Below are 24,530 nucleotides of genomic sequence, written 5' to 3'. Positions count from 1 at the left end.
TAAAGCGTTGCGGAGACACCTTTGGACCATCGCCAGCTCGCCTTTCTCGCTGCGCTTGCCCGCGAGCGCCACTTCGGGCGCGCGGCCGCCGCTTGCCATGTGACGCAGCCGACGCTCTCGGCGTGTCTGCGCCAGCTCGAGGAAGAACTCGATACCCGCCTGATCCGGCGCAGCCGCCGCTTCGAGGGCTTTACGCCGGAAGGCGAACGGGTGCTGGCGCATGCCCGGCGCATCCTCGATGAGTATGCCGCTCTGCGCGGCGAGCTGTCCCTCGAGGCACCGCTGGAGGGGCGACTGACCCTGGGGGTGATTCCCACTGCGCTGGGGGAGATGGTCGGTCGCCTTGGGGCCCTGCGCCGCGCCCATCCGGGGCTCTCCATCCGTCTGCGCGAGCAGGCGACGCCGGATCTGGCCCAAGGGCTCGCCAATGGCGCCCTGGATCTGGTGGTCGGTTATCTGGATACCCCGGCGATGGCGGGTTTTGCCTTCCGGCCCATGATCGAGGAAGCGCCGGCCCTGGTGGCGGCGCCCGCGCACTTCAGCCTGCCAGAGCACCCGGACTGGTCGCATTTGTTGGCATACCCGCTCTGCCTGCTGACGCCTGAGATGCACAACCGCCAGCTGCTCGAGTCCCGGCTGGCCGAGCAGGGACTTGCCATTGAGCCTACCTTCGAGGCCAATTCCATCGACGCCCTAGGTGAGCTGCTGGTCGCGGGCCACGGCGTCGGAGTGATGCCGGAGGCCGCCGCGAGGCGGTTGACCCCGATGGTCGTGGCACACCGCCTGCCGGGGCACGGTGATCGGGTCGGGCTCTTGTGGAGTCGGCAGCGGCCGGCCAGCCGGCTGCTGGAGGCGGTGCTGACGGCCTGGCCGGCGGCCTGAGCCGGCACGAGACCCCATGACCTGGGCCAGCGCTGGTGTCGTCCACTGAGATACCCCGGCTAATCGTCCTCGCTGGCCTGCCGCCAGCCCTTGCGGAGTGGCCAGACTGTCTAGGCCCCTAATCTCAGCCCTTTATCCCGGCCCTTTATCTTAGCCCTTGATAGAGATAGACAGCCTCTATGATGGCATCAGGCGTCTCGATTGGCGCCGATCCTCGGCCTTGGGTTAGCGTCCATGTATAGACGCTATTCGGATCATGCCATATGACTTCCCCCGCGCTCGCACTTGCGCCACGTCATATCCCTTCCGCTTCAGTGGGTTATGACGACCATCGAGATGCTCCGCTGCGAGATTGGCAGGGTCCTCAGGAGCGCCCCATCACGCTACTGCTCAATGACACCGCCATGGTCGCCTTGCTTGCCACGCCCGAGTCCCTCGAGCCGCTGGCGCTTGGCCATGCCTTCACCGCCGGTTGGATCGATAGTCTCGATCAGGTGCAAGACGTGCAGCTAGCTCGATTGCGCCACGGCCTGTCGGTGACGCTCCGGGTGGCTCCCGGCGTTGCCGCGCGCGCCGAAGAAGCGCGGCGTCCGGCAGCCTCGGTATCGAGTTGTGGGGCCTGCGGCATGGCCGATGAGGCTCAACTGATGGCCGGGCTCAAGCGCCTCGAGGCTTGGCCACCTTTGCCGAGCGAGGCGCTTCGCCAGGGACTCGGCGAGCTCGAGGCCCGCGCCCGACGCGGCCAGCACGGGGCGCTTGGGCTGGATGGCGGTGGTTGGGTGGTCATGGATGGCTGGGATATCGGTCGCCACAACGCCCTTGACCGGGTGATCGGTGAAGGGCTTCGCCGCGGACGTATGCCAGATGCCGTTCTGCTCTCCAGTCGCTGCAGCCTGGAGCTGGTGCAGAAGACGGTACGTGCCGGCATTTCGACCCTGGCCACCCTGTCGCACCCTTCGGCCATGGCCGTCGAGGTGGCGAGAGCCTGCGGTCTCAACCTGATTTGCTGCCATCGCGGTCGACGTCTGGAGCTAATCAGCGGCCATGAGCCCGCCGCGTCGCACCGCTCATGACGCCACCTGGAAGACGAGCCGTGAAGCAGGTTCATGCACACCTCTGATTCGATCCCGACCCTATCGCTTCTGCCCCGACTGCCGAGACTCCTATGACCGCCAAGACTCCCATGACCGCCGAGACATACGACACTGCAGATATTCCCCAAGCCGATCCGGAACAGACTCGCGACCCTCAGGTGAAAGCTTATAAAGGGCCGGCCGGCGGCTGGGGCGCGCTAAAGAGTGTGGGCGAGCATTTGCAGCACAACCGCGCGCCGTTGACCGGCGTGCGTGCGCTGCTGTCGACGAACCAGCCGGCGGGTTTCGACTGCCCCGGCTGTGCCTGGGGCGATCCGCTGGAAGGCTCATCCTTCGAATTCTGCGAGAACGGCGTCAAGGCGGTGGCCTGGGAGACCACGGCCAAGCGAGTCGGCCGCGACTTCTTCGCTCGCCACACCCTGAGCGAGCTCGAAGGCTGGGATGACTTTCGGCTCGAGGACCAGGGGCGTCTTACTGAGCCGATGCGCTATGACGCGGACAGCGACCGCTATGTACCGACCAGCTGGGACGAGGCCTTCGCGCTGATCGCCGATCATCTGGCGGCGCTCGATGACCCCAACCAGGCGCTGTTTTATACCTCGGGCCGGGCCAGCAATGAGGCCGCCTATCTTTATCAGCTGTTCGTGCGTCTCTATGGCACCAACAACTTCCCCGATTGCTCGAACATGTGTCATGAGGCCAGCGGCGTGGGCATGACGGCCAGTCTCGGTACCGGCAAGGGGACGGTGCTGCTGGAGGATTTCGAAGAGACCGATACCCTCTTCGTGCTGGGTCAGAACCCCGGCACCAACCATCCGCGAATGCTCGGCGATCTGCGTCGAGCCGTGAAACGCGGTGCGCGGGTGGTCACTTTCAACCCCTTGCGCGAGCGAGGGCTCGAGCGCTTCGCCGATCCTCAGGACAAGCTCGAGATGCTGCGCGGCGCCAGCCAGACGATCAGCTCGGACTATCTACAGCCGCGCATGGGCGGCGACATGGCGGCACTGCGGGGAATCGCCAAGGCGCTGTTTGCCCTGGAAGCGCAGGGGCGCTTCACCCCGGCGAGCGAGTTCATTGAGCGGTACACCCATGGGCTTGCGGAGTGGCGGGCCCTGGTCGAGGCCACGCCATGGCAGGATCTCGAGGACCAGTCCGGGCTGGCGCGGGCCGAGCTCGAACATGTCGCCGACATCTATGCCAGCGCCAGGCGGTTGATCATTACCTGGGCGATGGGCATCACCCAACACGAGCACTCGGTGGATATGGTGCGCGAGATTATCAATCTGCTGCTGTTGGGAGGGCACCTTGGCCGGCCCGGTGCCGGGGCCTGCCCGGTGCGCGGCCACTCCAACGTGCAGGGCGATCGCACCATGGGGATCGATGAGTCGGCGCCCAGCTGGCTGATCGATGCCCTGGAAGCCCGCTACGGTGTGGCCATGCCGCGCCAGCCCGGCTTCAATACCGTGGGCGCCATCCATGCCCTGGAAGCCGGCCAGGCGGAGGTCTTCCTGGGTCTGGGAGGCAACTTCGCCCGCGCCACGCCGGATACGCCGCGCACCGAGGCCGCGCTGCGTCGCACTCGCCTTAGCGTGCAGATCAGCACCAAACTCAACCGCAGCCATCTGGTGGTGGGCGGCGATGCCCTGATTCTGCCCTGCCTTGGCCGCAGCGAGCGTGACCGCCAGGGGTCGGCCGGGGACATCCAGAAGATCAGCGTCGAGGACTCGATGTCGATGGTGCACGCAAGCGCCGGGCGCACCGAGCCGGCCTCGCCCTGGCTGCGCTCCGAGCCCGCTATCATTGCCGGCATCGCCGAGGCGACCCTGTCGCGGGTATTGCCGCGCCGGGGTATTGACCCCGATATGATCGATTGGGCGGCCTATGCCAGTGACTACGACCGCATTCGCGAGGATATCGCGGCGGTGATACCAGGCTTTGAGGATTTCAACGCGCGCCTCGCTCAGCCGCGAGGCTTCCACCTGGCCAACCCCGTCCGCGAATGTCGGTTTCCGACCGCCAGCGGGCGCGCCGAATTCAGCGCCGCAGCGCTGCCCGAGACGCTCTTGCACCAGCGCATGCACGCCAAACGCGAGGCCGGCTGGCTTACCCTGCAGACCCTGCGCAGTCACGACCAGTACAACACCACCGTTTATGGCTACAACGACCGCTATCGTGGCATTAAAGGCCAGCGCCGGGTGCTGTTCGCAAGCCCGTCGGATATACAGCGGCTAGGGTTTGCCGCCGGAGATTGGGTCGACCTGGTCGGACTCGATCACGACGGCAAGCCGCGTCGCGCTGCCGCCTTCAAGCTGGTGGAATACGACATTCCCGAAGGCTGCTGCGCGGCCTATTACCCCGAGACCAACCCCCTGGTGCCGCTGGAAAGCGTCGGCAAGGGGACCGATACCCCGACTTCAAAGTCGGTGGCGATTCGGCTCGAGCGCAGCGTACGTATTGCCTGAGTTCGATACGCCTCGGGGCCTGAGCCGGTCAGACCGAGTCACACCGGCGGCGAGTCCCGTCGGGGCTAGTGGTGCTGTGCTGGTGAGCGTTATACCTGTCCGCTGGCCAGCCGGTCGTGCAACAGCGCTTCGAGCTTGACCTGGTCGGCCTCGAAGCCGCGGATGCCCTCGGCCAGCTTCTCGGTCGCCATGGCATCCTCGTTGAGCTCCCAACGGAACGCCGCTTCGCTCAGAGGCGATGGGCGGCTGTCGCGTTCGCCGCTGTCGCTCAATACCGGCGTGATGCTCCCCTCGCGTTCGGCCAGCTCCTCGAGCAGCGCGGGGCTGATGGTCAGGCGGTCGCAGCCGGCCAGTGCCAGTATCTCGCCGCTGTTGCGGAAGCTGGCACCCATCACCACGGTCGGATATTCGAGCCGGCGGAAGTAGTGATAAATGGCCCGTACCGACTGCACGCCGGGTTCCTCCTCGGGCGCATAGGTGGTGTCGGGGTTGGCCTTGCGATACCAGTCCAGAATCCGCCCGACGAATGGCGAGATCAAGAAGACGCCGGCTTCGGCGCAGGCGCGGGCCTGGGCGAAGTTGAAGATCAGCGTCAGATTGCAGGGGATGCCTTCGCGCTCCAGCACCTCGGCGGCGCGGATCCCCTCCCAAGTGGAAGCCAGCTTGATCAGGATGCGGTCACGCCCGATGCCGGCCTCTTCATACAGGGCCACCAGCCGGCGCGCCTTGGCGATGCTGCCCTCGGTATCGAAGGACAGCCGGGCATTGACCTCGGTCGAGACTCGGCCGGGTACATGGTCGAGAATCAGGCAGCCCATCGTGACGATCAGCCGGTCGCAGGCCTCGTCCACCGCTTCGTCCCGAGTGCCGTTGTGGCTGCCGGCGGCATGCAGGATGTCGTCGAGCAGCGCATCGTATTGGCCGGACTTCACGGCCTTGAGAATCAGCGACGGATTGGTGGTGGCATCCTTTGGGGCGAAGCGGCGGATGGCATCGAGATCGCCGGTATCGGCGACCACGGTGCTGTGCTGTTTCAGGTCTTCGAGCAGGTTAGGCATGAGATTTCCTCCAGCATGAGGCGTTGTCGATCAGGGGCTGCGGTCTGGCCGGGCAGCCCGTCATGGGGCGCTGTCCCGCTGTGTTAGGTGCAGGTCGGCGGTGCGACTGTGGTCGAGCACGGTGGCGGCGTTTTTCAGGTCGTTTCCTCGCGCCCTGGTGATGGCCGCGTCGGGGGAGAAGCCGAAGCTAAGCCAACGTTGCACGAGGCGCTCCTCAAGGGTCTCGATCGATGGAGCCAGGAACACCGAGGCATCGAACCACTCGGCCAGTGCCTGCCACGGCGGCGTATCGAGCAGCAAATAGTTGCCTTCGATCACCACGATGGGAGTGTCTGCCTCGAGGAGTCCCGCCTCGGGCAGGGCGCGGTCGAGGGCTCGATCGAAGAGCGGGTAGGGCGTGTCGGCCTCAGCGGCCCTGACGCGGCGCAACAGCTCCACCAACCCCTGCGCATCGAAGGTTTCCGGTGCTCCCTTGCGGGCCAGCAGGCCGCGCTCCATCAAGATGTCGTTGTCGAGATGGAAACCGTCCATCGGCAGCAGCGCCGCTCGGGGTTCGCTGCCTGATTCGGCGTTCAGCCGTTCGACGACCTCGCTGGCGAGCGTCGACTTGCCCGAACCGGGCGGCCCGGCGATGGCGATGAGCAGGCGCTTGCCGGAGGGTCGCGTCCGTTCGATCAGGGCCCGCTCGATCAATGCCAGTACGGCGTCGCTATCGGTAGGTGCTGGTGCCATCGATCAGCTCGCCTCGGCCAGTTGAGAAGGGTCCTTCGCGCCTGTCATCAGGGCGACGGCATCGTTCATGGTGCAATCCTCGGGGCGGATCACGCAAAGCCGCTTGCCGAGCCGATGGATATGGATGCGATCGGCCACCTCGAAGACGTGGGGCATGTTGTGACTGATGAGGACGATCGGGATGCCCCGCGAGCGAACTTCCAGAATGAGGTCCAGCACGCGACGGCTCTCCTTCACGCCGAGGGCCGCCGTGGGTTCGTCGAGAATGATGACCTTGGAGCCGAACGCAGCGGCACGCGCCACGGCAACCCCTTGTCGTTGGCCGCCGGAGAGCGTCTCGATGGCCTGGCGGATGTTCTGGATCGTCATGAGCCCCAGCTCGCTGAGTTTCTCGCGGGCGAGCCGCTCCATTGCCGGTCGATCCAGTTGCCGAAACCACTTGCCCATGATGCCCGGCTTTCTGATCTCGCGGCCCATGAACATGTTGTCGGCGATCGACAGGGCGGGCGACATCGCCAGTTGCTGATAGACGGTTTCGATGCCCTGCTCACGGGCATCCAGCGGGGAGGAGAACTTGACGCGCTGGTCGCCGAGATAGACCTCACCCTCGTCGGGCGTGATGGCGCCGGAGAGCGCCTTGATCAGCGACGACTTGCCGGCGCCGTTGTCGCCGATCACCGCGAGGATCTCGCCCGGGTAGAGCTCGAAGTCGCAGTGGTCGATGGCGGTGACGCGGCCGTAGCGCTTGACGAGATTCTTGGCTTGCAGAAGGGGGGCTTGTGCTTGCATTAGACGGACACCTTTCTGATCCATTGGTCCACGGCGACCGCGCCGATGATGAGCACGCCGATGAGCAGGTAGGTCCACTGGGCATCGGCGCCGAGGAGTCGTAGGCCGAGAGTGAAGACGCCAACGATGAGGGCGCCGAACAGGCTGCCAAGGATCGACCCGCGACCGCCGAACAGCGAGATGCCCCCGATGACCACGGCGGTGATGGATTCGATATTGGTGAGCTGCCCGGCGGTCGGTGAGACCGAGCCGATACGTCCGATCAGCGCCCAGCCGGCGAAGGCGCAGATCAATCCGGAGAGCATATAGACCGAGATGATCACCCGGTCCGTCTTCACGCCGGAGAGCGCCGCGGCTTCCTTGTCGTCACCCACGGCATAGACATGCCGACCCCAGGCGGTATGGCGCAGGGCGTAAGTGAGCACCAGCACCAGCGCCACCATGAAGACGACCCCGACGGTGAAGACCGCCCCGCCGATGTTGAATTTCTCGCCGAACAGCTGCAGCAGCGGCGCATGGGTCTCGATGTCCTGGGCGCGTATCGTTTCATTGGCGGAATAGAGAAAGTTCGCGGCCAGCACGATCTGCCACATGCCCAGCGTCACGATGAAGGGCGGCAGCTTGACCTTGGAGACCAGCATGCCGCTGACCCAGCCGAAGAACATGCCGCACATCAGGCCGGCAAGAATGCTGATCGGCACCGGAATGCCATAACGAAAGGTGAATTGCCCCATGACGACGGACGAAATCACCATGATCGCTCCCACCGACAGGTCGATCCCTGCCGTGAGAATGATCAGGCTCTGGGCGGCCGCGACGATGCCGACGATCTGCACCTGCTGCAGGATCAAGGTCAGCGCGAAGGGCGAGAAGAACTTGGAGCCCAGCAAGGCACCAAAGAGCAGGATCGAGAGCAACAGCACGATCATGGGCACGAGCGCCGGGTTCATGTGCAGCGCGTGCTGCAGCCGGTAGGCAAGACCGGCACGATGGGGCGTAAAGTCGGCAACGCTCTCGCTGGCACCGGCGAGAGCGGCGTTGCTCTCTTGTCGCGTCACTTCAGGTTTGGCCATGGAGTCCTCACGGAATTGATATGACGATCGCCTGGGGGAAGGGGAGGCGCGAGCGCCTCCCGCGGCTCATGGTCGGATCATTAGCCCCAGCAACGTTCCATGCCCTCGGCAGCCGAAATGGAATCCACGTCGTCGACGGGCTGGTCGGTGACCAGCGAAACGCCGGTATCGAAGAACTCCTTGCCCGGTGTCGGCTCCGGCTTGATGCCTTCGTCGGCCCAGGTCTTGATGGCTTCGATACCGAGTGACGCCATGCGTAAGGGATACTGCTGTGCGGTGGCGCCGATCACGCCGTCTCTGACGTTGGCGACGCCGGAGCAACTGCCATCGACCGACACGATCATGACCTCGTTCTCGCGTCCCATGGCCTTCAGCGCCTGGTAGGCCCCGGCGGCGGCCGGTTCGTTGATCGTATAGACCACATCGATCATCGGGTCTTCGACCAGCAGGTTCTCCATGCCTTCACGCCCGCCTTCCTCGTTGCCATCCGAGGTGTCCTGGCCGACGATCCGTGGGTCCGTCTCGTCCCCCCACTTCTTGGGATCGCCCAGGTCGATGCCGAAGCCCTGCAGGAAGCCCTGGTTGCGCAGCACACCGACCGCGGGTTGGCTGACGTTGACGTTGAGCAGGCCGATGCGGGCATCGTCGGCGCCGTCGCCCAGCCGGCTGGCCGCCCAGGTGCCGATCAGTTCTCCGGCCCTGAAGTTGTCGGTCGCAAAGGTAGCGTCGGCGGCGTCTATCGGATCGAGAGGGGTGTCCAAGGCGATGACGAGGATGCCGGCGTCACGCGCCTGTTGAACCGCTGACACGATGGCTGACGTATCCGAGGCCGTTAGCAGGATGCCGTCGGCGCCGTCGGCGATGCAGGTCTCGATCGCCTGCACCTGCGTCTTGTGATCGCCGTCGATTCTGCCGGCAAAGGACTTGAGTTCCATGCCCAGTTCTTCGGCCTTGGCGCTGGCGCCTTCGCGCATCTTGACGAAGAAGGGGTTGGTTTCGGTCTTGGTGATCAAGCAGGCGCTGGTGGTGTGATCGTCGGCCATGGCGGTGCCAGCCACGCTCATGCTGGCAAGTGCCGTGGCGGCCACCAGGGCGGCCATGCGGGTCTTGGTTGTTGGCATTGTTATTGGCATTGCTGTCCTTCCGTTTCGAGTCGAGGGGTGTCGGCGAATCTTTTTATTACTTCATTTTGAAGTAATTAGTATTCCGGGCGAGAATCTACTTGGTATCAAGGCCAGGAACCTCTTGCGACGAGCCTTCGCATCGCTCTCGATGCGTGGCTTTCGTGCGTTATCCTCTGGCCTGTCTTTTGCCTTACACCTCGCACGGTGTGGTATCGGTATAGGTGCTGCGCGCTGGGGCAGTCAACCGAAGCGGCGGCTTTTGGGACCAAAGTACAAGGCCGCGGCGCCGGCCTATAGAGGGTGATAGCGGCAGGATCGACGACGGCTTTGCTATCGTCTCGGGCGTTGCCGTTGTTTCATGAACCTAGAGGGGCAGTATGAAGAACAACGAGGGAGACCAGCCTGATGCCCAGGCGAGTACGCACCCGCTGAAAGGGTCGAACCTGACGACGGTGAGAGGGGTCAACGAACGCTTGGTTCTGCACCTGGTGCGTAGCCACGGAAAGCTCACCAAGGCCGATGCGACCCGGATGACGGGCCTGTCGCCGAATGCCGCCTCGGTCATCTTTCGTGCGCTGGAGGCGGATGGACTGCTGTTGCGCTGCTCCCCGATCCGCGGGCGCATCGGGCAGCCCTCGGTTCCCATGATGCTGAATCCCGAGGCACGCCACTACGTGGGTCTCAAGATCGGCCGGCGCACCTTTGAACTGGTCATCGTCAACTTCGTTGGCAAGGTGCTCGCCCACCGCAGCGAGGCCCATGCGTATCCCACCCCCACCGCGACGCAACGCTTCGTGACGGAACACTTGGCCTCGCTGGTGAGTTCGGCCGGCATAGCGCAGCGCGACATCGCTGCGATGAATATCGCCATGCCTTTCGAACTATGGAGCTGGGTCGCTGAACTCGGCGCGCCCCAGCAGGAGATGGACGCCTGGCGCCGTTTCGACCCGGTGGCGGAGTTCAAGGATGTCGTCCCCTGGCCCATCACCGTGGAAAACGACGGTAATGCGGCTTGCCGGGCCGAATTGGTGTTTGGGCCCCCCGAAACGGCACAGGATTTCATCTATTTCTTCGTGGGCTCCTTCATCGGCGGCGGCGTGGTCTTGAACGGCAGCGTCTTCCCCGGCCGCAGTGGCAATGCAGGCGGCTTTGGCCCACTGCGTGTGCCAGACGAGCCCGGAGGCGATCGTTTGGTCGATCATGCGTCCCTTGTCGTCCTCGAGCGCATGATCGCGGACCAGGGGGGCGATCCGTTGCGCGACATCCCGCCCGACGCCGATGACTGGGACGCCGTGGAACCCAGTGTGCGGCCGTGGATCAGGCGGGCGGGGCGGAGTCTGGCGCATGCGGTCATTTCTTCTCTGGCGGTCATCGACTTTCAAGCCGTGGTGATCGATGGCGCCTTACCCGTCACGATTCGCAAGCGCCTCGTGGATGAGGTGGAACGCCAGCTCGATCAACTGGATATGCAGGGCGTCACACGACCCGATATCAAGCCGGGGCACTTCGGCGGCATCGCTCGAGCCCTCGGTGCGGCCGCCTACCAGATATCGACGGAATACATGATCGATCAGAACACGCTCCTGCGGCAGAGTCCGTCGACGCCCGGCCTTTCGCTGTAATGCCTGACGGTAGAAGGGCCGGTCATGGGCGTTTCGGCGCCGTCACGACACCCTCACACCAGTGGCGAGTCTCGACGGGGCTCCTCGTCGAGCAGTGCGGCCAGCCTCGTCAGGCCTTCATCGAGCCGGGCGCGTTCGGCGGGCGGCGTCACGCAGATACGCACCGCCTGAGGCGCCGGCTGGCTGCCGACGCAGAAGGGATCGGCGCCGATCACCGTCACGCCGCGTTCCGCGGCCCGGGTCACAAGGTCCACCGCTCGCCAGGGCTCCGGCAGCGTCAGCCAAGCATGAAAGCCACAAGGGTGAGCGCTTATCGCGTGGCCTTTGAGGCGCTCGGCAAGCAGTCGCTGGCGCGCTGCGACCTCCTGCCATTGCCAATCGATTAGGGTTTTGGCATCGGCGCTGACCAGCCATTCGATGGCGGCGCTGGCCATCAGCTCGGGGACGGCCCAGTACTGGGCGCGCAGCGAAGCGGTAAGGCGGCCCATCAGGTTGGCGGGCGCACGCAGGGCACCAAGGCGCAGGCCGCCGGCGAGCAGCTTGGAGACGCTGAAGATATACAGCGAGCGCTCCGGTGCCAGACGGTAGAAGGGCATGCCGCGCATTGCGGCGGTCACGAACTGTACGCCATCTTCCAGTAGCAGCAGGTCGTGGCGTCTGGCGACCTCGACGATCGCCTCTCGGCGCGCCTGCCCCATTCGAGCGCCAGTGGGGTTGTTGTGCTCGGGCATCAGGTAGAGCAGGCGAATCTTCTGCTGCAGGCAGAGGCGCTCCAGCGCCTCGGGCAGGATGCCTTCGTCGTCCATCGGCACCGCCAGGTGCTTGAGGCCGAGCTGGCGAGCGGCGGCGATCATGCCCGGAAAGGTCAGGGCCGCCGAGGCCACCGCCTCGCCGGGCTGTACCAGCGCCTGCAGGGCCAGATAGTCCGCATGCTGGCCACCGCTGGTCAGGATCAGCTCGTCGGCACCCATGGGAACGCCCTGTTCCGTCAGCCAGCCTGCCAGGGCCTCGCGACTCGTCTGGCTGCCCTGCTCGGGCTGGTAAGCGAGGGCGGCGTCGATGGCCCCAGGGCGATGGGCGAGGCGTTCCATCACGGCGGCGAGCTGCTGCGCGCGCATGGGGTGCGGAATCGGCACGTTAAGCGATAGATCGACGCTGCCATCGGGGGCGTGGGAGAGGTGATGAAAAGCGGGAGCATCCGCTGCCAGGCTGCGTACCCGGGTGCCGCTGCCGACCTTGGCTTCGACCAAGCCGCGGCGCTCGGCCTCACGGTAGGCGCGGGTAATGGTGCCGACGGTCACCTTGAGGGCGTCGGCCAGCAGGCGCTGTGGTGGCAAGCGCTCGCCGGGGGCGAGGGTGCCGGCGGCGATGTCGGCGGCCAGCCGCTCGACCAGTGCCTGGTAGAGCGGAGCAGCGGCGGCGTCGAGGTCGGGCAGCCAGTGGCAGCGGGCGCGGGCCTTGGTCTGAATATCCATGCGGCGATGTTCCAGCAGGCAGATGAAGGGGCGAATCGGGTGGTCCGTCGCGGAAGGATCGGGCAATGTCGGGGTGACAAAGCATTGCTTGATCGGTGGTGACGGCGGCGCATACTAATATTGTGCGCACAATTGTCGTTTTTGTCAGGCGGTTTCGAAAAATTGTACCCCTACAATTAAGGCGATTCCGCGAACTCTCGATGCCAACTCTCGATGCCAACCACTAGACTTAAAGGAGCCTGCCATGACCGCCCCAATGCCTGAGTTGCTTGCCCTGATTGGCCCGATGATATTGTTTGCTTTCAGCATGACGGCCACGCCTGGCCCCAACAACATGATGTTGACCGCGTCCGGGGCCAACTACGGCTTTGTGAGAACTCTGCCGCATATGCTCGGCATCTCGATGGGGGTGATGGTGCTGATGGGGGCGGTGGCACTGGGATTGGGTGCCCTGTTCGAACAGTGGCCGCCGCTGCAGCAGGGCCTCAAGGTCGCCGGTAGCGCCTATCTGCTGTGGCTGGCCTACAAGATCGCCACCGCGCCACCGCCGAATCAGCGTGGTCCCGGTGAAGACGCGCGTCCACTGACTTTCTGGCAGGCCGCTGCCTTCCAGTTCGCCAATCCCAAGGCTTGGGTGATGGCGATCTCGGGGATCGCGTCCTTCACGCTGTCCGGCGATGCCTTCCTGGTTTCTGCAATGGCGATCATTCTCGTGATGGGCCTCATCAGCCTGCCATCGATTTCGCTTTGGGCGGGCTTTGGCGTGGCGCTAGGCCGGCTGATGAAGACGCCTCGCCACTGGCGGGTCTTCAATGCGGTGATGGGGTTGCTGACCGCCGCCTGCGTGCTGATGATCCTGAGCTAAGGCTCAGCTTGGCTTCAGCGTCTGGAACGGGCGGCGGGTTAAGCCTTGAGTCGGCTAATCCAGATTAAGAAGAGCGGGGCTAGCGCTCGAGTGGCGGGGTGGGGCGCACCAGGATCTCGTTGACGTCGACGTGGGGCGGCTGATTGATGGCGTAGAGCACCGCGTTGGCGATGTCCTTGTCTTCCAGGGCGTGAGTGGGCGGCTCATCGAAGAAGGGCGTATCGACCATGCCGGGTTCGATCAGCGTCACACGGATGCCGCTGCCACGCAGCTCCTCGCGCAGGTTATAGCCGATGCCGGTAACCGCCCACTTGGTGGCGCCGTACATTGAACCGGGAATGGTGGCGCGCCCGGCCGCCGATCCGGTCAGCAGCACATGTCCGCGAGTTTTTTGAAGCGCTGGCAGGCAGGCTTGCAGGGTCAGGCCCACGCCGAAGATGTTGGTCAGGATCATGTCCTTCCAGGCCTCATGATCGGCGCCTTTGAAACCGCCCGGCGAGCCGCCGCGCCCGGCATTGGCGAACACCACGTCGAGGCGCCCGAAACGCTCCAGCGCTTCCTCGATCATGCTTTGCTGATCGTCCATTGACGTGACGTCGCAGCTGACGGTCAGCACATTTTCGGGCCCCAGTTCCTGGGCCAGTGCCTTGAGCTTCTCGCGGGAGCGGGCGGCCAGCACCAGTCGAAAGCCTTCTCGGGAAGCGGCTCGGGCCGTGGCGGCACCAATACCGCTGGAAGCGCCGGTAATCAGCAGGACACGATCATTCATACGACCCCCTTCTACTCAGAACCCATATGCCTCCAGCATGGCGAAGGCAGCTGATGTGTGCAATGGTTTTGCTGCTAACAAAAATGCCGCCGTCACCCAAGGGGTGACGGCGGCATTTTTGTTACGGCGCCTAGACTGGGTTTGACTAGCGCAGAGAGATGGCGGCTGAGGGATGTTTGCCGGCGGCATCCTGATAGGCGGAATTGACCTCGGTCTCGACCTGGGGGGAGAAACGGACCAGCAAGGCGCAGAGCGAGGCAATGATTACGGCGACGCCAAGATAGAAGAGGCCTTGCTGATAGGTCAGGGCTTCGGTGCGGAACAGGAAGCCTGCGGCGACGGCTCCGGCGTTGCCTCCCGCACCGACAATGCCGGCCACGGCGCCCAGTGCCTTCTGGTTGATGAAGGGCACGACACCGAAGGTGGCTCCCTCGGCCATCTGCACAAAGAGGCTGAACACCAGCATGATACCGATGGCGAGTGCCAGGATATGCATCTGCGAGAAGAATAGCAGCGCGACGCCCTCGCATAGCATGGCAATGAACAGCCAGCGCACCCGGCCCTTGAGACCAGCATTGCGAGCGAAGAGGTCGGAGAAGATGCCGCCCAGGGTCCGCGCAAAGAGGTTCATCAGGCCGAACAGGCCGGCGATCAGGCCGGCGGTTGCCAGCGTCAGGTCGAAGTTATCGAAGAAATAGATGGCGGCGATATTGTTGATGGTCAACTCGACCCCGAAGCAGGCGGCATAGACCACGAACAGGGCCCAGACGCGGATGTCCTTGGCGGCGGTCGCAAAGCTCGCCCCCATGCCATTCTCGCCGCTGGCGGGCGGCAGTTCGCCCCGGGCTCGCAGGTCCTCGAAGTTGCCGTCCGGCGCGTCCTGGGTGAAGAAGTAGTAGGCGATGCCGGTGAAGAACAGCACCACACCGGGCACGACCATGGCCAGGCGCCAGCCGAGTGCCTCGTTGACCCCGAGCATCAGGATGCCTGAGAAGATCAGCGGCATCACGATCTGGGTTGTGCCGCCGCCCAGGTTGCCCCAGCCTGCGGAGGTGGCATTGGCGGTGCCCACCACATTGGGGGCGAACATGATCGACGTATGGTACTGGGTGATCACGAAGGAGGCGCCAATGGCACCGATGGCCAGTCGTGCGAGGAAGAAGGACTGGAAGCTGTCTGCCAGACCGATGCACATGACCGGCAGCGAGCCCAGGCACAGCAGCCAGGTATAGGCGCGGCGCGGGCCGATCTTGTCGCATAGAACGCCGATGGCCAGGCGCACAATCACGGTGATGGCTACCGAGGCGATGATGGTGTTACCGATCTGGGTCTTGGTCAGGCCCAGGTCGTCACGTACCACCGCCATCAGGGGGGCGATGCCAAACCAGCCAAAAAAGCAGATGTGGAAGGCGAACCAGGAGAAATGAAAGGCCCGCATTTGGGGCGCTTTCCAGTTCAATAGGCGAATCTTGTTGGCTTTGTTACGGATTTCCATGGGGACATTCCTTGCCGAATGACGTTCGAACACACGATCTTGGGCCTTCGCCGTTGAAGGTTGAGTCCGACGCACTCGTACCCCTGTGGAGCCTGGTCTACGCCTAGTACTGACTGGTATTGATTAGGCAAAAAATTCGCCATTTTAATATTTTTATATTATTTTCATTGTGTTACGTGTTTTTCTGGTGACAATAAGGTCCGGTGAATGGGCACTGATGGTGCAGGTTGCACCGAGAGATGGCAGTGACTCACCGTCAGGAAGCAGAGAGGTAACAAAAACCCCGCCATAGCGATGCTATGGCGGGGTTTTTGGTTCGCGGCTGAAGTGATGCGCTTCAAGCGCTAGCGTCAGCTGCCATCGCCGCTCATGGTGGTATTTGTCTGTGCGATGGCGGAGGCGTCGCCGTCGTTTTCCAGGCGGGACAGCATCGGCTCTGCTTCGCGCTTGAAAGCGGCCAGGGCGGGGCCGGAAAGACTCTGGTTTTCTGGCAGGTCGACGCGCATGGCATCGACTCGGTTGCCATTGGCAATCACCTCGTAGTGCAGGTGAGCGCCTGTGCTACGGCCAGTGTTGCCGGAAAGGGCGATGCGCTCTCCCATGGTGACTCGCTCGCCTTCGCCGACTAGCCGCTTAGAGAGATGCAGGTAGCGTGTCTTGTAACCGTTGTCGTGGCGAACCACCAGGTAGTTGCCCGCCAAGCGATGGTAGGCGGACTTGACCACACGACCATCGGCTGGCGCGCGCACTGTGGAGCCTGGGGGCATGGCAAAGTCGGTGCCGTAATGAGGGCTGATGCGCCCGGTGATCGGATGTTTGCGGCGCAGGTTGAATGACGAGCTGATCCGGTAATGTCCTTCGAAAGGGTAGCGGTTGAAGGCGGGGTCGAGGCTATGTCCATCCGGCGTGTAGAAGCGGTTATCGTCGCTATTGCGCAGTACCGTCAGATCCATCCGCGCGCCTTGGTAGCGCACGGCGAGAACGCGCGAATCGAGGCTTTTGCCGTCGAGGATGTCGGACTCGACCAATACCTGGAAGGTGTCGCCACGCCGGGTGTCGCGACGGAAATCGAGTTTCTTGGATAGCACGTTGGTCAGCTCGGCTACCTCGGCCGAGTTCAGGCCGGTCGCCTGGGCCGACTGCCCAAAGCTGCCGCTGACGGTGCCGGAGAATAGCCGCTGGGTCGCTTCGCCGGCCTTCTCGATGTCGGCGATCTCGAAGGCTTGCTGATCGTTTTCTGCCCGTTCGATCAGATAGCCACTGCGCGCATTCTTCATGATACGCAGTGCCATCAGGTCGCCGTTTTCATCCACTTTGTAGTCGAAGTTCTGGCCCACTCGCCAGCGGGTCAGCACGTTCTTGTCGGGCAAGGAGTCGAGTAGCTGCATGACGTCGCTGTAGCCAAGACCCAGGGTGCGCTCGGCAAGCACCGCGAAGGTGTCGCCGGGCTGCACGGTATAGGTTTCCCACTGGGGAACGAAGTTCTGGTGAGCGACGATCTCGGCTTCAAGCGAGGGATCATCATCGACAAGCCACAAGGGATCTGCGGAGAAGTCATCGTAGGAGGTGCCACCTTCGGCGCCATCACCCGCGTTGATCTCAGCCAGGTGACTGGCCAACTGCAGGACACCTGCATCCAGCGTCGGCGGCTCGCCGGCGACCAGCCCAGCGGTATCATCGACGGTCTTGCTGTCGTCTTGTTCGCTGATCTGGCGGGAATCTTCAGGTGGCGCAAAATCACGTGCGTCAGGGTCGTACAAGGTGTCGGCGTGAGCCTTGGCCAGGAAATTGATGTCGACGATTTCCTGTGCCTTCAGGCTGGTCAGGGGAATATAACCTTCATCGCCACTGCGCAGCGATGGACGCTCATGCACCGGTGTCGCTGCTGCTTCGACAACTTGTGGCGCGTCTGAGGTACCGATGGGCATCTCGACGACGGTATATTCGGTGTTATCGGTCTCGTCTTCCGAGGCCGACACGGTGGTGTAAAGTTGCTGCGCGCCCAGCACGGCCACCATTGTGGCGACGGGTAACAAAAGAAACTTGTGCGTGCGCGGTAGCGAATGAAGGATTCGCAACATAGTCAGTAAAGGCCAGTAAGGATCAAATGGATATAAAAAGGCATCAGAACCTTACCCCATGGCGTATTAACTGCCTAGTCTGTATGCGTATACAGTAAGCGGTGATTCACACTCATTCGCCCAGGGTCTGGGAAGTGTCGTCACAAACTAGATGGAATGCCAGAAAATTAACGCTGTTTCGCTGAGAAATCCTGATTAACTTCCTGGCATTTCCTTTATGCGGGGGCATGTCGGGGGTCAGCCGGTCAGGGTGCCGTCACGGTAATCGCGCAGTGCCTGCTGTAGTTCCGCCTCCGAGTTCATCACGAAGGGCCCGTAATGAGCGATCGGCTCGCGATGTGGAATACCCGCCAACAGTAGGGCTTGAGCGCCGCCAGGGCTGGTAAGTGACAGGCTGTCGCCCTCGCTCAGGCGCACCAGCTCCCCGGCGGCGACGTTCTCGCCGGCAATGGTCAATGCGCCATCGAACACATAGGCAAGCAGGGTGGGCGCATCGGCGGCGAGTGTAAGCGATGCTCCCTTATCAAGGCGCAGATGCGCCACGGCGCCCTGGCCGGTGAGTGCCTCCAGTGGGCCGTCAACGGCCTCGCCATTGCTGGTCTGCCAGTGCCCGCCCAGTGCAGTGAGTCGCGCGCCGCCCTGCGTCAGGTGGGGCATCTCTGCGGCCTTTACATCGCGATAGGTGGCAGGGCTCAGTTTGTCGCGAGTCGCGAGGTTCAGCCACAGCTGGAACGCATGCAACCCCTGATGATCGGTGAGCGGCATTTCCGAGTGGATGATGCCGCGACCGGTATGCATCCACTGTGCGTCGCCGGCCTCGATGGTGCTGGAGTGGCCCAGGTGGTCTTCATGGGTCAGGCCGCCGTGAATCACATAGGTGAGAGTCTGGATGCCACGATGGGGATGCGGCGGAAAGCCGCCGATGTAATCGTCGGGGCGATCCGAGCCCAGTTCGTCGAGCATCAGAAAAGGGTCAAGGCCACCGCCGAAGTCGTGCAGGCGCTTGATCTTGACCCCGTCGCCGTCCTGGCTTGGCTGAGCGACGAGTCGGCGTTCGATGCAACGATCGCTGCCGTGCGTATCAGGGGTAGCATTCATGAGAAGTTCTCCGCCATAGCGTCTGGTATCAATGGCATAGATTGTTGATCATGAAGCCAGCGCAACGATAGCGCATAGTTTTGCTCAAATGGTTCGAGGAAATCGAAATGTCTCGAGTGACGCTTTCCCAGTGGCAGATGCTGGCGGCGGTCGTCGACCACGGTGGCTTTGCCCGCGCCTCTCTTATCGTGCACAAGAGCCCCTCGACGCTCAACCACGCTGTGCACAAGCTGGAGGAGCAATTGGGCGTCAAGGTGCTGGAGCCCGTCGGTCGCAATGTGCGGCTTACCGAGGCCGGCGAGATGCTGTTGCGCCGGGCCCGCCAACTGATTGAAAGTGCCGAGGCCCTCGAGGATGTGGCCGATAGTCTCGCCGAGGGGCTGGAGGCGGAGGTGGTGCTGGCCATTGATCAGATATTCCCGCCGGACGTGCTGGCTCAGGCGCTGGAACGCTTCTCGGCTGCCTTCCCGCATGTGCGGATACAGCTGCATGAGACGGTGCTTAACGGCGGCGTGGAGATGCTCTATGACGGTCGGGCCGACCTGGTCGCCTCGGGGCTGGCCGCGCAGGGGTTTCTCGGCGAGCCCCTGGCAACGGTTACCTTTCTGGCCGTGGCCCATCCCGACCATGCTCTGCATCAGCTAGGACGGCCGCTTGATCTGCGTGATCTGGAGCAGCATCGCCAACTGGTGGTGCGCGACTCGGCGCAGCGTGAGGCGATGAATGCGGGCTGGCTGAAGGCCGAACAGCGCTGGACGGTCAGTCACCTGGCCACGTCGGTTGACATGCTCAAGCGTGGCCTGGGATTCGCCTGGGTGCCGAAGACCCTGATCGAGCCTGCCCTGGAAAGTGGTGAGCTCTTGCCGCTACCTCTGCTGGCCGGTGGCGTGCGCAAAGTGCCGTTTCAGTTGATTCATCGCGATCGTGACCGGGCTGGCCCGGCGACCCGCGCCATGGCGGCGGCGCTGATGCAGTCGGTAAGCGAATGGGAGGGGGCCCAGGCGGCAGCGGAATGATTCGAAGCTATCGAATGGAATCCGGGAAAATACGCGCTTGAGCGTCGAAAGAATGGGCGTAGGCTTCATGGCTATACGATGCATCCTACTTGAGGAGGGCTTATGGGCCTGTTGATCGACGGCAAGTGGCACGACCAGTGGTATGACACCAAAAAACACGGCGGCGAATTCGTCCGCGAATCCGCCCAGCTACGCGACTGGGTGACCGCTGATGGCGGCGAAGGCCCCCAAGGCCAGCCGGGGCGGTTCGCTGAGGCGGGGCGCTACCACCTTTATGTGTCGCTGGCCTGCCCCTGGGCCCACCGGGCCCTGATCATGCGTCATCTCAAGGGGCTCGATGAGGTGATCGGCACCTCGCATGTGAGCCCGCTGATGCTGGATCAGGGCTGGAGCTACAACGAAGCAGAAGGCTCGAGCGGTGACCCCATTAACGGGGTGAGCTATCACCGCGAGCTCTACACCCTCACCGATCCGCATTACACGGGGCGCGTCACGGTGCCCGCCCTGTGGGACAAGACCGCCGGCGACATTGTCAGCAACGAATCCGCCGACCTGCTGCGGATGTTCAACGACGCCTTCGACGACATCACCGACAACCGCCTGGACTTCTATCCCGCCGATCTGCGCGAGACCATCGATGCGGTCAATGCAGACGTCTATGACCATATCAACAATGGCGTCTACAAGTCAGGCTTCGCCACCGACCAGACCGTCTATGAGAAACACGTTACCGCGCTCTTCGATGCCCTGGACCGCATGGAGGCACGGCTCGCCGAGCAGCGCTATCTGGCTGGCGAGTGGCTGACTGAGGCCGACATCCGCCTGTTCACCACCCTGATCCGTTTCGATGCCGTCTATCACGGTCACTTCAAGTGCAACATCCGGCGCATCGAGGACTATCCGAACCTCTCGAACTACGTCCGCGAGCTATATCAGTGGCCGGGCATCAAGGAAACGGTGAACATGGACCACATTAAGCGCCACTACTATTACAGCCACGACACCATCAACCCGACCCGCATCGTGCCCAAGGGCCCGGCGCTCGACCTGGAGCGGCCCCATGACCGCGAGCGTTTGCCGGGGCAGGGCATCAGGGAGAAGGCGTGACGCCTGGTGGGGTGGCGCGGCTAACCCGTGGACAGGCCTTCGCGAAGGCGCTGTAAACCCTTCCCTGGGCGCTACATTCTTCATCCCTGAAGAATGACCTTCGCTCAGACCTGTTCCCGGCGTCGCTCAGATCCCACGTTTCTCCGCTTAGAGGCGGCCCAAGCGGTCGTCTCAGGCATTCTTGGCCAACCACCGGTCCAGGGCGTTGGCGAACTCTCGGCGGTCGACGTCCGAATAGCCTTTGGGGCCACCGGTATGCTCGCCGCTGGAGCGCATGGTTTCCATACAGGCCCTTATGTGAGCCGCATTTGCACCCTGGGGCTTCATGATCAAACGTTCTTGGCCAACCACCGGTCCAGGGCGTTGGCAAATTCCCGGCGGTCGACGTCCGAATAGCCTTTGGGGCCGCCGGTATGCTCGCCGCTGGAGCGCATGGTTTCCATACAGGCCCTTGTGTGAGCCGCATTTGCACCCTGGGGCTTCATGATCAAACGTTCTTGGCCAACCACCGGTCCAGGGCGTTGGCAAATTCCCGGCGGTCGACGTCCGAATAGCCCTTGGGGCCGCCGGTATGCTCGCCGCTGGAGCGCATGGTTTCCATAAAGTCGCGCATTTGTACACGCGCGCGGATGTTGCCGCGATCCAGCGTCTCGCCGCGATTGGTCATCACCGCTGCCCCCTTGTCGATGGCCTCCTGCGCCAGCGGCAGGTCGGCGGTCACCAGCAGATCCCCCGGGACCAGGCGCCGAACGATCTCATCGTCGGCGGCGTCGAAGCCGCTGGCCACCGCCAGCGGCTTGACCCAGGGCGAGGGCGGCAGCGGCACCTGATGGTTCGCGACGAACCAGGTCGGTGTCTGGGTGCGCTCGGCGGCGCGCACGATGATCTCACGTGCGACACGCGGGCAGGCGTCGGCATCGACCCACAGGCTAGGCATTCACGGCTCCGAAAAAGACTGGCATGGCAAAGGCCTCGATGATAGCATGCGCTCTCCTCGCATGTGTTGACCCCCACCATCATGACGAATTGCACCCGCCTCATTAGGTTGGGATGGCAAGCTTTCGCAAGACGCCAGGCGCGATGATCCGCGACCAAGCGCTGTGACCGGGCTCGCCAAGTGTTCGCCCGGGGCAGGCCCAAGGCCTCGCCCAGTGCGTCTGGATTTGTAGATGGAGCGCCCACTGCCTGTCGGCAAGGTGCACAAGGTCGCCACAGCGGTTCGCCGAGAGTTTCCGGCAAGCCCAGCGCTTGTTAGACGCTCGTTTGATCCGGGCCATGCCCGTGTCTTGAGGTGAACCGAATGCCAGGTGCGACCGGCGTCCCAGACTCCGCCCCGAGCCAGCCCAACTATGGGCCGGCTCGCATTCGACCCTACAGGCCCCTTGTGGATCCTGTGCTATTGCGTGTTCCGGGTCGGGGACGCCACCAAACTCTGTTGCCGGTACTGACCGGCCTACCAAGGTGTGATTGATGACCTCGACTTCTGTCGCCTCGCCGAGCTTCGGCGAACTGGCACTGCTGCCTGCCGTGCTGACTGCCCTCGAAACGCTGGGCTACGAAACTCCCTCTCCGATCCAGGCGCAGACCATTCCTGCCCTGCTCGAAGGCCGTGACATGATCGGCCAGGCTCAGACCGGTACCGGCAAGACCGCGGCCTTCGCACTGCCGATCCTGTCTCGCATCGACCTCGCCCGCCGCGAGCCCCAGGTACTGGTGATGGCCCCGACCCGCGAACTGGCTCAGCAGGTCGCCGTGTCCTTTACCAAGTACGGCCAGAACCTGCAGGGCCTGCAGGTCGCTACCCTGTGCGGTGGCCAGGAATATCGTGAACAGCTCGGCGCGCTGAAGCGTGGCGCGCAAGTCGTGGTCGGCACCCCGGGCCGTATCATCGACCACCTGGATCGTGGCAGCCTGAAGCTGGACGGCCTGTCCGCGCTGGTGCTCGACGAAGCCGACGAAATGCTGCGCATGGGCTTCATCGATGACGTCAAGCGCGTCGTCGCCGATACCCCGAAAGACGCCCAGCGGGTGTTCTTCTCCGCGACCCTGCCGACCGAGATCGAGCGCATCGTCAATCGCTATCTGGTCGACCCGGTCAAGGTCGCTATCGAATCGGCCAAGGGTACTGCCGACAGCATCGACCAGCGTCTGGTCCGTGCCGAGGGTGGTGCCAAGCTCGAGGCACTCTCGCGCATTCTCGAAGTGGAGCCGGTCGATGGTGCCATCGTCTTCGTGCGTACTCGTGCCGCCTGCACCACTCTGGTCGAACAGCTGACCGCTCGTGGTGTCAACGCCGCTGGCCTGTCCGGTGATCTGGACCAGAGCCTGCGCGAGCGCACCATCACGCGCCTCAAGCGTGGCAAGGTCGACGTGCTGATCGCGACAGACGTGGCCGCCCGTGGCCTCGACGTGCCGCGTATCACCCACGTCATCAACTACGACCTGCCGCAGGATTCCGAAGCCTATACCCACCGTATCGGCCGTACCGGTCGTGCCGGGCGTAGCGGCGTGGCGATCACCTTCGCCGGCTTCCGTGAAACCCGCAAGGTGCGTTGGATCGAGCAGGCCACCGGCCAGCACATGAGCGACATGGCGCTGCCCGACGAGGCGGCCATCCGCGCTCATCGCGACGAGATCTTCCACCAGCGCGTGGTAGGCACCCTGACCGCCGGCAGCGACGAGCAGCGTGCACTGGTCGAGCGCATGGTCGCCGAAGGGCATGATCCGGTTGAGCTGGCCTGTGCCTTCGCCGCCATGGCTCGCGCCGACGAAGCGCCGATCGGTCGCCTGCAGGCACCGAAGGAGCGCAACAACGATCGCGCCGCTCGTGATGGCAAGCCGAAGCGTCGTGACAGCGCCCCGCGCGAAGGCATGACGCGTTACCGCGTTGCCGTTGGCCACAAGGACGGCGTCAAGCCGGGCCAACTGGTCGGCGCGCTGGCCAACGAAGGTGGCATCGAAGGCGCCCGTATCGGCCGCATCGACATCCGCAATGCCTTCTCAGTGGTTGAGCTGCCGAGCAGCCTGCCCGCCAGCATCCTCAGCAAGATGGCACGCGCCAAGGTCGGCGGCCGTCCGCTGGAGATCAGCGAAGACAGCGGCGCGCCGGAACGCGCACCGCGCCGTCGCAACAACGACGACGCACCCGTGCGTCGCCGTTCGCAGGCCTAATCTCACTGTTGTGAGCCAGGCATGTCCTGAGCGGGAGCCTGAAACGTCAGGCTCCCGAGCTTAAGGGCATAGGCGCCAATGCTAAACGCAGGCCGGGGATTCCCCGGCCTGCGTTTTTTTATGGTTACGACATGTCTCCGCCAAGCGAAGCGAGGTCCTCAGGCCTCGCGCTTGCCATCGACCAGGCGACTGACGCCCGCCGGGTTGCCGTCACGCAGCGCTTCGGGCAGCAGCCCCTGGGGCAGGTTCTGGTAGCACACCGGGCGCAGGAAGCGGTGGGTCGCTGCGCTGCCCACCGAGGTGGTGCGCGAGTCCGAGGTCGCCGGATAAGGCCCACCATGGACCATGGCATGACAGACCTCGACGCCGGTCGGCCAACCGTTGGCCATCACCCGGCCGGCACGCCGTTCGAGCACCGGCAGCAGCGCGCGGGCCGCCTCCAGATCGCCGTCGTCCATCTGCAAGGTCGCGGTGAGCTGGCCTTCCAGATGCTCGGCCACGCGCTTCACCTCGGCCTGATCGGCACATTCCACCACCAACGAGGTGGCCCCGAAGACCTCGGCCTGCAGGGCCTCGTCGGTCAGGAAGTCCTCGGCGGAGGCCACGAACAGACCCAC

Annotated in this window: 21 protein-coding genes and 1 pseudogene; 8 read left to right on the top strand and 14 right to left on the bottom strand. The window is 63.8% G+C overall.

Translation table 11 applies throughout. From position 1 onward, the window contains the following. Nucleotides 1-21: 21 nt before the first annotated feature. The 3 genes from HUS66_RS16770 (at nucleotide 22) to HUS66_RS16760 (ending at nucleotide 4,438) form a co-directional block, all read left to right on the top strand. Nucleotides 22-882, top strand: coding sequence for a LysR family transcriptional regulator (locus tag HUS66_RS16770; RefSeq protein WP_175072339.1), 861 nt, complete (start codon nucleotides 22-24; stop codon nucleotides 880-882). 263 nt (nucleotides 883-1,145) lie between these two features. Then, a complete protein-coding gene (locus tag HUS66_RS16765) occupies nucleotides 1,146-1,955 on the top strand; it encodes a formate dehydrogenase accessory sulfurtransferase FdhD (RefSeq protein WP_175072338.1) in 810 nt (269 codons plus the stop codon). Nucleotides 1,956-2,047: 92 nt separating this feature from the next. After that, on the top strand, nucleotides 2,048-4,438 hold the full coding sequence (locus HUS66_RS16760; RefSeq protein ID WP_254628888.1) for an FdhF/YdeP family oxidoreductase: 2,391 nt from the start codon (nucleotides 2,048-2,050) through the stop codon (nucleotides 4,436-4,438). 89 nt (nucleotides 4,439-4,527) lie between these two features. On the opposite strand, the gene tal is transcribed toward HUS66_RS16760, so the two are convergent. From tal to HUS66_RS16735, 5 genes are all read right to left on the bottom strand, one after another. Further along, the gene (tal, locus tag HUS66_RS16755) at nucleotides 4,528-5,496 is read right to left on the bottom strand and encodes a transaldolase (RefSeq protein WP_175072337.1); all 969 of its coding nucleotides are present in this window, start codon (nucleotides 5,494-5,496) and stop codon (nucleotides 4,528-4,530) included. Between the two features lie 60 nt (nucleotides 5,497-5,556). After that, complete coding sequence (locus tag HUS66_RS16750; RefSeq protein ID WP_175072336.1) at nucleotides 5,557-6,228, bottom strand: AAA family ATPase; 672 nt, start codon at nucleotides 6,226-6,228, stop codon at nucleotides 5,557-5,559. Between the two features lie 3 nt (nucleotides 6,229-6,231). Then, on the bottom strand, nucleotides 6,232-7,017 hold the full coding sequence (locus HUS66_RS16745; RefSeq protein WP_254628887.1) for an ATP-binding cassette domain-containing protein: 786 nt from the start codon (nucleotides 7,015-7,017) through the stop codon (nucleotides 6,232-6,234). Beyond that, nucleotides 7,017-8,090 (bottom strand): ABC transporter permease, encoded by a 1,074-nt coding sequence (locus HUS66_RS16740; RefSeq protein WP_175072334.1) that lies wholly within the window; start codon nucleotides 8,088-8,090, stop codon nucleotides 7,017-7,019. Before HUS66_RS16740 ends, HUS66_RS16745 begins: the two co-directional genes overlap by 1 nt. An 80-nt stretch (nucleotides 8,091-8,170) precedes the next feature. Beyond that, a complete protein-coding gene (locus HUS66_RS16735; protein ID WP_217488158.1) occupies nucleotides 8,171-9,211 on the bottom strand; it encodes a sugar ABC transporter substrate-binding protein in 1,041 nt (346 codons plus the stop codon). A 380-nt stretch (nucleotides 9,212-9,591) separates the two neighbouring features. Between HUS66_RS16735 and HUS66_RS16730 the strand changes: the two genes are divergently transcribed. After that, nucleotides 9,592-10,836, top strand: a complete 1,245-nt coding sequence (locus HUS66_RS16730; protein ID WP_175072333.1) for an ROK family transcriptional regulator — start codon at nucleotides 9,592-9,594, stop codon at nucleotides 10,834-10,836. 53 nt (nucleotides 10,837-10,889) lie between these two features. On the opposite strand, the gene HUS66_RS16725 is transcribed toward HUS66_RS16730, so the two are convergent. Continuing rightward, a complete protein-coding gene (locus tag HUS66_RS16725) occupies nucleotides 10,890-12,311 on the bottom strand; it encodes a PLP-dependent aminotransferase family protein (protein ID WP_175072332.1) in 1,422 nt (473 codons plus the stop codon). Nucleotides 12,312-12,555: 244 nt separating this feature from the next. On the opposite strand from HUS66_RS16725, the gene HUS66_RS16720 reads away from it, so the two are divergent. After that, nucleotides 12,556-13,176, top strand: a complete 621-nt coding sequence (locus HUS66_RS16720; RefSeq protein ID WP_175072331.1) for a LysE family translocator — start codon at nucleotides 12,556-12,558, stop codon at nucleotides 13,174-13,176. Nucleotides 13,177-13,255: 79 nt separating this feature from the next. Here HUS66_RS16720 and HUS66_RS16715 read toward each other — a convergent pair whose 3' ends face one another. The 4 genes from HUS66_RS16715 to HUS66_RS16700 form a co-directional block, all read right to left on the bottom strand. Next, nucleotides 13,256-13,945, bottom strand: a complete 690-nt coding sequence (locus HUS66_RS16715; RefSeq protein ID WP_175072330.1) for an SDR family oxidoreductase — start codon at nucleotides 13,943-13,945, stop codon at nucleotides 13,256-13,258. A gap of 145 nt (nucleotides 13,946-14,090) precedes the next feature. Next, nucleotides 14,091-15,440 carry an MFS transporter gene (locus tag HUS66_RS16710; RefSeq protein ID WP_175072329.1) on the bottom strand — a complete coding sequence of 450 codons (1,350 nt, stop codon included), beginning with the start codon at nucleotides 15,438-15,440 and terminating at the stop codon, nucleotides 14,091-14,093. Nucleotides 15,441-15,790: 350 nt separating this feature from the next. Continuing rightward, nucleotides 15,791-17,521: a peptidoglycan DD-metalloendopeptidase family protein gene (locus HUS66_RS16705; protein ID WP_175072328.1), complete on the bottom strand. Its 1,731-nt coding sequence runs from the start codon at nucleotides 17,519-17,521 to the stop codon at nucleotides 15,791-15,793. A gap of 237 nt (nucleotides 17,522-17,758) precedes the next feature. After that, nucleotides 17,759-18,619: a pirin family protein gene (locus HUS66_RS16700; protein ID WP_175072327.1), complete on the bottom strand. Its 861-nt coding sequence runs from the start codon at nucleotides 18,617-18,619 to the stop codon at nucleotides 17,759-17,761. A 107-nt stretch (nucleotides 18,620-18,726) separates the two neighbouring features. Between HUS66_RS16700 and HUS66_RS16695 the strand changes: the two genes are divergently transcribed. Both HUS66_RS16695 and HUS66_RS16690 read left to right on the top strand, forming a co-directional pair. Continuing rightward, nucleotides 18,727-19,635 (top strand): LysR family transcriptional regulator, encoded by a 909-nt coding sequence (locus HUS66_RS16695; protein ID WP_175072326.1) that lies wholly within the window; start codon nucleotides 18,727-18,729, stop codon nucleotides 19,633-19,635. Nucleotides 19,636-19,737: 102 nt separating this feature from the next. Beyond that, entirely contained in the window at nucleotides 19,738-20,742 is a 1,005-nt protein-coding gene (locus HUS66_RS16690) for a glutathione S-transferase family protein (RefSeq protein ID WP_175072325.1), read from the top strand. 171 nt (nucleotides 20,743-20,913) lie between these two features. Here the strand turns inward: HUS66_RS16690 and HUS66_RS16685 are convergent, their stop codons facing one another. Genes HUS66_RS16685 through HUS66_RS16675 form a run of 3 tightly spaced genes read right to left on the bottom strand, consistent with a single transcriptional unit; the run spans nucleotide 20,914 to nucleotide 21,679 of the window. Further along, complete coding sequence (locus HUS66_RS16685) at nucleotides 20,914-21,069, bottom strand: DUF188 domain-containing protein (RefSeq protein WP_425340093.1); 156 nt, start codon at nucleotides 21,067-21,069, stop codon at nucleotides 20,914-20,916. Nucleotides 21,070-21,071: 2 nt separating this feature from the next. After that, nucleotides 21,072-21,227, bottom strand: a complete 156-nt coding sequence (locus HUS66_RS16680) for a DUF188 domain-containing protein (protein ID WP_282847941.1) — start codon at nucleotides 21,225-21,227, stop codon at nucleotides 21,072-21,074. 2 nt (nucleotides 21,228-21,229) lie between these two features. Then, nucleotides 21,230-21,679: a YaiI/YqxD family protein gene (locus HUS66_RS16675; protein WP_175072324.1), complete on the bottom strand. Its 450-nt coding sequence runs from the start codon at nucleotides 21,677-21,679 to the stop codon at nucleotides 21,230-21,232. Nucleotides 21,680-22,212: 533 nt separating this feature from the next. On the opposite strand from HUS66_RS16675, the gene HUS66_RS16670 reads away from it, so the two are divergent. Beyond that, a complete protein-coding gene (locus HUS66_RS16670) occupies nucleotides 22,213-23,913 on the top strand; it encodes a DEAD/DEAH box helicase (RefSeq protein WP_175072323.1) in 1,701 nt (566 codons plus the stop codon). Between the two features lie 158 nt (nucleotides 23,914-24,071). Here HUS66_RS16670 and HUS66_RS16665 read toward each other — a convergent pair. Continuing rightward, a pseudogene (locus tag HUS66_RS16665) lies at nucleotides 24,072-24,530 on the bottom strand (aldehyde dehydrogenase (NADP(+))); the annotation flags it as partial.

The organism is Onishia taeanensis, from assembly GCF_013349955.1.
Lineage (GTDB): Bacteria > Pseudomonadota > Gammaproteobacteria > Pseudomonadales > Halomonadaceae > Onishia > Onishia taeanensis_B.
The sequence above is the reverse complement of the archived record's forward strand: the minus strand, read 5'-3'. Positions and strand labels throughout refer to the sequence as shown.